Genomic DNA, 8,510 nt, shown 5'->3' with positions numbered 1-8,510 from the left:
TGGTTATATGACTCATTCTGTCCTGTTGCGACCTGTCGGTAAGTTGAGTGACCTGAGCTATTATCCCCAGCTTTGTGAACGAATAAAGGTATTGTCGTTGAAAGGGTACAAAGCCGCTAAAGTTGCTGAATATATTAACCAAGAAGGATTTTACCCCCCAAAGCGGAAAGCAAAATTTAGCACTCGAAGCATTCAATCACTGATACGTCATTTAGGGATATCCAAGTCTAGTCGGGCAACTCCGGTTAAGCCGTCACTACCGTCAGACCAGTGGTGGCTATCTGAACTGGCCCAAGTCCTCAACATGCCGAGCGTAACCCTTTATGATTGGCTGCGGAAAGGCTGGGTAGACGGACGACAAGAACAAGGAACCAAACGATGGATTATCGATGCTACAGCAGAAGATATTAGCCGTCTTAAAGAGTTGCGACAGAAATTATTGTTAAAGGCTAGGCGTTAGAATCGCTGAAATCAGACCAAAGGCCTCACTTACTATAGACAATTAAAACGCTATTCACACGAATCAATCAACTACCCAAGGAAAACGATGGAACAGCACTTAGATATGAACAAACTTCGTTGGACTCAATCTAAACCAAATGGCTCTTATCAGGGCATTGAGGCTGGAGCTTGTCCAGGGGACATAGCGCATACAGTTTCGCATCAAGTGGACAATGCATAACTGCACTTGAGTTTGGGGATAGACCGCTTCGATAGCTTGTGGAAATCCTTTAAGGCCATCACAACAGGCAATCAGAATATCCTTCAATCCCCTGTTTTTAAGGTCGGTGAGGACTTTCAACCAGAATTTAGCCCCTTCGGTTTCGGCTTCACCGATCCACAGACCGAGGAGTTGTTTCTCCCCCTCTCGGTCAATGCCCAGGACCACATAGACGGCTCGCTTGCTCACACGGCCCGATACTTTGATATTCACGTACAGGGCATCGAGATAGACAATGGGATAAATCTCGTCGAGTGGGCGAACCTGCCAGGCTTTGACATCCTCGCTAACGGTATCGATGACCTCGCTAATCACAGACGCTGAAATCGTAGCCCCGCCATACAATTCCTTGAGTTGGGCGCTGATATCACGAGTGCTCATTCCTCGGGCATACAGGGCCAGTATCTTTTCATCGAGACCCGCTAGGCGGCGCTGATGTTTGGGAACTAGTATCGGCTCAAAGCTGCTGTTGCGGTCTCTCGGAATTGAGAGTTCCAGTTCGCCATCGTCGGATTGCACCGTTTTCTTGGAGCTGCCATTGCGGCTGTTTTTGGGCTGCCCATCGTCCGGACTGGATTGAAGATGATGATTGAGTTCACCGGCCAATGCGCGTTCGACCAGACGCTTTTTGATTTGCTTCATCAGACCCGACTCACCCAAAATATCGTCGGGCGTGCTGCAGTCTTCCAGTAATTCGTCTAACAGTTCATCGACGCGATTCGGTTCTTTTTTCTGACGGGCCATGGGGCGATCTCCTGATGTATAGGGATGATAGATCGCTTACACAAAATTCCGTACAGTTCCCATGATGTTATTGAGCAACTGTTGAACCGTTTTCCCATGGCAGATGAAACCTCTCAGATTTTCCCAAGTTGGTTCGCTCTTGTTACTGATAACCAAATCAAAGGTAAACGGACTCATGATGTCCGTATTATGGCTGTAATGCTGACTTCTGATATTGGTCACATCCTAACGCTGAACCCAGATGATTTTTCAAGGGTTCCAGGCATTTCGATTGTGCATCCCCAGCAAGTACTTGAGGAAGCAACTAAAACTGAATAAACGCCAGTTAACACTGCGTTGCAACAGCGGAGTGTTAGCAATTGATAAAAGGCTAAAGTTACTAACGCCGTTGAACTTCGCCGTTGTCCCTCACTTCGAATCTCAAAGCCATTAAGAATTCTGCAAGAAAGCTAACACCGGATCTTGCATCTGCCTAGCCGCAGGAAAGCACAAAGTGAGAATATGGAAGCGCCAGCGACGAGATTTCGGAAAGAGCTTATCTTTTCAGCCACTAGTAACATCAGATAAATTTCATACTGACTGGGTAATTCAGGGTTTTACCGCTTTGTCCAGTGTTTGAGACTGCTATCATATTCGACGCCTGGGGTTAATAAAGTTTGTGGGAAAGCTTGAAAATATAACCAAAGCGCCAGAACCTGTACTGACCAATCATTCTCTGCTTAGAGTTATCATGGTCGTCCTGGTGCCAGCGCTTTGGCATGTAATCTTGTCAGTGGTTCTCTAATTATTGGTCAGAGGTTGTGCCAGTTCTTCTCCCGTTCACTTACAACTGTTGCTTTAACTCAGCTACATCATTTTGCAGGAACTGTATATTGAAGATTGTTGTAGAAACACCCGAAACAAGATTTATGATAAACATAGCAGACAAGGCTGCAAACTCAAACTTAGGACTCTTAATAGCTCGCAGAAAGGCAAACGAACCCGGTAGCATCCCTAGCACTTCATTGGCAATTGTACGCTTTTTGTCTTCTTTGACAGTGGACAAATATTTGCCAGCTAACCCGAGTTCAACCCAAGCGAGCACGGTGGAAAGTTCTATTATCGGTGCTGTTTTATCAAGAAGTCTAGTGGCTCGTCTGAGTCTCTGTCTTGGAAACTTATCCTTATCGATCCCAGAGGCCTGAGCACCTATAGCGCCAATTACATAGACAATATCTATGCCCAACATCGCCGTTCTCCATCCCCACAGAACGCGTTCCCAGTACATTTCCTCCTCTTCTTTCTTGGACTTGCTAACGTTGTGTTTCTTTTGTCCGATGGCGTAAGGGTAACCACCGGGTTCTACTTTAGAGCTGGGGAAACTTCCCAACCAGCTAACGCCACTTAAAAAGAGACTCATATACTCGAAGAAAATCGGACCTTCTTCACCGCCTTCGGGGATTAAATCCATCTTTGTGCTGATGAAAGCATTGACGACATCGGCTGCGATCGCAATCCCACCAAAAGCCTGCATCTTGAGTATAGTGTTCTCGATATCAATCCCATCCTCATTTGACTGAACAGAAAGAAGCTGTTGATCGGACGCTACTATCTGTTTTGTGGAAAACTCAGGCTCTGGAACATCCCCTAGGGAAACCTTCCCAAACATCAGTTTTGTCATTACCGTAGCCGGAATAGATACCAATAGACTGGTGAGATTGAGGATAGTCAGCTTACCCGCACCTAGCATCTTAAACAGAGCAGAAACGAGAGGAATCCGAATTTCCGCATTCAGCAAATCCTGGAACAGCTCAATCGCCGCTACAACAATATCAAGGAAGATGAAGATGATATCTTCGCCCAAGTCTAAGGTCCCGATACCCACATCTCTAAAGGTGTCGATGACAGTGGCCAGGGCCAATTCTGGTCGGTTCGGATTGGCAATGATGGTTTCAACGGTGCCAATCAGTCCGTCAAACATTTCAAGCTTGATATTCACAGCCGTTTTAAGCGCTTCTAGAAAGCTTTCAAAAGCCTGCTGCATCGCCGATAAGGCGGTCCGATCTTTCTCTGCCAAGTCTTCCTCGGGGGTGGTTTTACTGTCTGAACGTTTTGAACCGCCTAAGATTTTATTGAGCAACCACTCAGCCGCTTCGGGTAAGTCAAAACTAGACCCTTTATCCACCTCATCAGGCTCAACACCCAAGGCTCGAATTAAGTCATCGGCTCCTTTATTTAAGCCTTCTTGTAAATCGTCCACAAAGGCTGATACATGACCTTTAGCAGAAGCAACCAACCCACTGGCAGAATCCAAAGCAGAGTTGATCGTTTTGACCAGCAGGCGATGAGTGTCTAGAATATCGTCCCAGTTAAACAAGAACTGTAGAAACTCGATGAACTGTTTAATGGACTTCACCACCGTTTCTACCACCCCTTCAACAAAGTCAGCTACCTTTTCAACGGTGTCCACCACAAAGTCAATGACCTTTTCAACTCCAGCCTCAATGGTTTTGACAACCACATGCACAACGTCTTTAACCTTGCCAATGACAACCGATGTGGCTTTTTTGATTGCCTTTTTAAATTTTCTGCCAAGGCGGCGGCCAAACCTTCTGGCAGAGAAGACCCTGGCAGTACCCAGGGTAACTGGACCGTTAGCCTCTGGACTATCCTCTTCTTCAGCGGGTGCGGCTTGGGTAAGCAGTTTTTGCCATTCATCCGAGCTAACCTGTCTTTCTGCGATCAGAGGTTTGGCAATCACCGATCGTCGACCATCACCCGGTCGAGCAGGTTTAGCGCTTCCTGTAGCGCCTAGGGTCAGCTCCCATGGCTTGTCGATAGTCGTGCCAGAGACAGCCCGATTGGCTGACTGAACCCGGTTTTTCCCTGTAGGGGTATCCTCACCATAGTTCACGGTGGCCATTACCCGTTTGATGGTGTTTTGGGCGCTGGCGACCTCTGCTTTGCTATGGGCCTTGCGATCCACAATGAAGTTGCCTTTAGCATCTTTGGCATTCCACAGTGCGCCATCCTCTAGTTCAGCGATTTGCTTATGGGCCTCTCGGTTGGGGAAAATCACCACCCGCTCATTGGAGGCCATGTCGCTGGTGCGAATCTTCAGACCTGGGGTGTTGAGGCCATCGGCCTCGGAGGTGATCATAATCTGATTTAGCTGATTGGGGCTGAGGCTGACCGAGCGCTCTTCATCGATGTCATAGGTGGTGCCGTCAACTTCGATTTGGGTCAGATCAGTTGCTGCAATCTCGATCTCACCAGCGCCGGGGTCAAACCTCAGAGTCGTACGATAGGACGAAAACTCTTCTAGGTTATCCCCCACCATGCGATAGTCTTGGCTCAGTTTGGTTGTATAAGAGGTAAAAACATCTTCAGGGGCAATCGTTCTAAAGATTTGAATCGAGGAAATCGTATCATTACCGATCTGCCTATCACTCAAGCGTGGAACGTTTTCGACGATATCTTCAATCTCTTCTTCCCGTTTATCGTCAGCGGCCTGATGGTCGAGGTTTTTAAATACTGTCACCCCCGTATCTGGACCTAATCGAATGGATGATGTTTGATCATTTAAATCGTGAAAGTCTTTCAGGTGTGTATACTTACCTGAAGTATATTTGTCACTATCAGACAGGATCCAGGTTCTCCCATAGTAGGCTCTATGCTTATATAGGGCTACTTCTCCCGGTGCTAGTTCTCCCACCTGGCCTTCATTGTCTGCCATTTTGGCCACACGGATGAAAATGGCACGGTCTTCCTTTTGCCCGGTCCAGTCGAATGTGTTGTCTTCAACGAGTGCTAACCATTGGTTATTGGCCTGATTGATAATCGAGAACTCATCTTTGAGATGCTCTAAATCATCAACAAACAGATGGGTGGGGTCCTCCCCAGGAGATACCTTCAACAAGGTGCTTTCTTGATCGGAGCCAGGAATGAGCTGAAGCTGATTTCGCTGTAGATTGTAGTGGAATCTAAACAGCTCGTGGAATGACCTTCGGGGCGATGTGGTCAGGACAGATTTAGCCAGGCTCAAGAACTGACCTTTGGGCGCTTTGATCACCCACTTGCCAGTAAACGGCTCTTCGATAGCTGGCCAAATCCGGATTGATTTAGGAAAGTTCTCCAGTCGTGAGAGCCGGATATCCGGCAGGTCTGCATAGCACTTTTGCGCTGTTCCCCTAAAATTATTTTGCTGATATAGGGTAACGCCGGTATTGTGACCCACCCGCAGCTGCTTAAAGCTACTGGAAAAACGGGATAGATCCTCAACATTTTGAGTAAGGATAACGGCGGCGTTATCGGCACCCACCAGTTCAATTTCACCGTCGCGCAGTGGTGGATTTGCAGGTGGAACCAGGGCTTGAATCTCGGCATCGCTGAGAGCTGTGTAGTAGATGCGCAGGTCTTCGTATTGGGCGTTTGGAGTCCCTCGTCTGGAATGACCCAGCTTCACATCGACGTTGTTGTTAATGTTGGCCACACCTGTTTTTGATTCGGCTTCCGCTGCGAGTACCCCATCAATGTAGATCTTGATGGTGCGTCCTTGTCTAACAACGGCTACATGAAACCAGGTTCTATTGGGCATCATCGATAGGCGCTTAGTTGCAACTTTCACATAATGCTTGGCCTTACTATTTTCATCGACGTGGAAAAATATTCTTCTATCAGATAGCCGCACAGAGAAAAAATTACCGTGCCCCTGCATCACCTGGTCACCGATAATGTCTAATTCATTATCGCCATGGGTACTGATATTCCTCATGCCAAACGCCACGGTAAAGTTGCTGGTGCCAAATTGACCCACCTCTTTACCCAAATTGACATGGGAGTCTTTGCTGAGTAAATGAATGGCATTGCCAATGCGGCCATGTCCCTTGAATGCAGCCTTAAAAAGGCGTGATTGAACACTGTTTACGGTATCTACGGTTGTTGTTCCTTGTCTCTCATTAAACTGCCAGTGGTATTTAGGTCGAACTGTCATGGTATTTCTGTTGTGAATTGGTGTGAGCTATAAAAATTTGAACCTTGACCACATCAAAACCAGCGTCTTCCCCGAAGAAAACTCTCAGGCTTGAAATTGAGTTTGGCTTACATAAATTGGTGCACTCTTTAGAGGTATTTAGGTCCTTAAAGAGCCACGCAGAAGGTTACTTCCATTTATGTTGTTTGGATTCCAGAAACCATGAGCAAAAAAATTTAGAATCTAGAGTGAGAAGGGTTTAATCGGTAGATCTTTCTTTCTAAGCAGACTAAAAACAAAGTTTCAAGGGGATATTGACACACTTAAACGCCTTTGTTAGAGGGTCATAAGTGTTGTTTCAACTATTCTTTTTTAGGTAGAGCACAAAAATAGACAACCAATTGCTTTTCAATGGCAATCCCATACGTGGGATACGAACACAATTGATTGTCAGTTATGGATACGAATAATAGTTAAACAAAGCAAGCGCTCTATACACCAAGCCTTGACATCCAACGTGAACCTCCTCATATCAATCAATATTTGACTATTTGACTATCAATACGAATGAGGGGGCAATTTGGATGAAAAATATGCCGTTGCTGATTTAGAGTATGAATCGATCGAGTAGTGATGTAATTTTGCAGAATCTTCCAGATAAAATCATCCCGAGGATCAGCAACGCCAAAAATAGTTAAATTGATCTAAAAGCAAGCCAGCTGTAAAGCACTTTATTCTCGCATCCACTATGCTTCGTTCAAGACCTTGGATAATGTGGGTCATCTGTCACAATTGGAGGCACCGCAGATCGTCTTAGAGGAGTTCGTAAATTTTTTGTCAGACAAGCGAACTGATTAGTGAACCGAGACGTTAGCCAAAAAACAGCTAGCCGTTGGGCATACAGCTAAGAAATGAGCATCAAATAACTTCCTAACGCTCTAGCTCTATAAAAGCAGCCCTCATCCCCCAGCCCCTTCTCCCAGCGGGAGAAGGGGCACCAGTGTCACAGTCCCTGGTATCTACACTCAGTAAGAGAACCTGTGTCTGTTGTTGGTATCTCAACTGAACTCGATATTCCAGATCAAAAGTTCCGACAATCAACAGATATAAACCTTTGGCACTTATGCAAAAAGTCATTGTTGGTGCATGAAAATCTTCCTCGCTCTGTATTACGTCTGACACTTCGCAGACGTGGGCGATTTTCATATATTGGATATGAATCATAGACTTACTGGTTGCCATTCAGCTTCACCATCAGTTTTCTATGTTCATTGAATACTACATAAAGGAGAATTTAGAATGATTGGTTCGTCTACACTGACTCCACAAGAAGCCCGATTGATCACGAAAGATGCGTTTATTTACGCCTATCCAATGGTGGACAGTTATCGGATTCTTTTTGCCTACTTTCTTTGGCCCAATAATGCCGAATACAAGGGACCCTTGAATCAATTGCTTGGCGAAGCACGACTGTTTACGCCAGCGGACAAAACAATTCAGACACCGAACGCGGATACACCTTACTGTGTGGTTGGCGCAGATCTTCGGGCGGAACCTTTAGTGTTGACGGTCCCAACTATAGACCCTAAACGATACTACTCTATCCAACTCATTGATGCTTACACTCACAATTTCGAATACGTTGGTACTCGAACGACAGGCAATGGCGGAGGCAAGTACTTGCTGGCGGGTCCTGACTGGACGGGGGAGATACCGGCTGGAATCACTGCCGTTATCCGTAGCGAAACCAGTCTTGCCCTAGCTTTGTACCGCACCCAGCTTTTCGACTCAGATGACTTAGAGAATGTCGCAGACATCATTAAGAACGGTTATGAGGTGCAGCCGCTGAGTAAGTTTACAAAGACGGAGTCACCGGCGGAAATGCCAGCGGTGAAATACCCAAGACCCGTAAGACTGGACGAAGGCGAAACGTCACCCAGAATATTTAGCCTGTTGAACTTCCTGCTGACGACGTTTTGTTCAACACATGCATCGGAAACAGAATTGATGGCGCGCTTCGCTAAGCTCAACATCGGACCTGGTCTAACCTTTAACCCGACAAAACTCTCTGAGGAATTGAAACAGGCCATCGAG

The 8,510-nt window shown here is 46.3% G+C and carries 4 protein-coding genes and 1 pseudogene; 3 read left to right on the top strand and 2 right to left on the bottom strand.

Going from position 1 to position 8,510, the window contains the following annotated elements; translation table 11 throughout:
- Positions 1-460, top strand: a pseudogene (locus DXZ20_RS16280) (recombinase family protein); the annotation flags it as partial.
- Positions 461-559: 99 nt separating this feature from the next.
- Here the strand turns inward: DXZ20_RS16280 and DXZ20_RS16275 are convergent.
- The gene (locus DXZ20_RS16275; RefSeq protein ID WP_284681680.1) at positions 560-1,465 is read right to left on the bottom strand and encodes an IS256 family transposase; all 906 of its coding nucleotides are present in this window, start codon (positions 1,463-1,465) and stop codon (positions 560-562) included.
- A 96-nt stretch (positions 1,466-1,561) separates the two neighbouring features.
- On the opposite strand from DXZ20_RS16275, the gene DXZ20_RS16270 reads away from it, so the two are divergent.
- Positions 1,562-1,783 carry a type II toxin-antitoxin system VapC family toxin gene (locus tag DXZ20_RS16270; protein WP_163699288.1) on the top strand — a complete coding sequence of 74 codons (222 nt, stop codon included), beginning with the start codon at positions 1,562-1,564 and terminating at the stop codon, positions 1,781-1,783.
- A gap of 505 nt (positions 1,784-2,288) precedes the next feature.
- Here DXZ20_RS16270 and DXZ20_RS16265 read toward each other — a convergent pair.
- Positions 2,289-6,437: a LamG domain-containing protein gene (locus DXZ20_RS16265; RefSeq protein ID WP_163699286.1), complete on the bottom strand. Its 4,149-nt coding sequence runs from the start codon at positions 6,435-6,437 to the stop codon at positions 2,289-2,291.
- A 1,278-nt stretch (positions 6,438-7,715) separates the two neighbouring features.
- Between DXZ20_RS16265 and DXZ20_RS16260 the strand changes: the two genes are divergently transcribed.
- Positions 7,716-8,510 (top strand): DUF1254 domain-containing protein (locus DXZ20_RS16260; RefSeq protein ID WP_163703512.1); only part of this gene is annotated, 795 nt, incomplete at its 3' end.

The organism is Adonisia turfae CCMR0081, assembly GCF_011009555.1.
Classification (GTDB): domain Bacteria; phylum Cyanobacteriota; class Cyanobacteriia; order Phormidesmidales; family Phormidesmidaceae; genus Leptothoe; species Leptothoe turfae.
The sequence above is the reverse complement of the archived record's forward strand: the minus strand, read 5'-3'. Positions and strand labels throughout refer to the sequence as shown.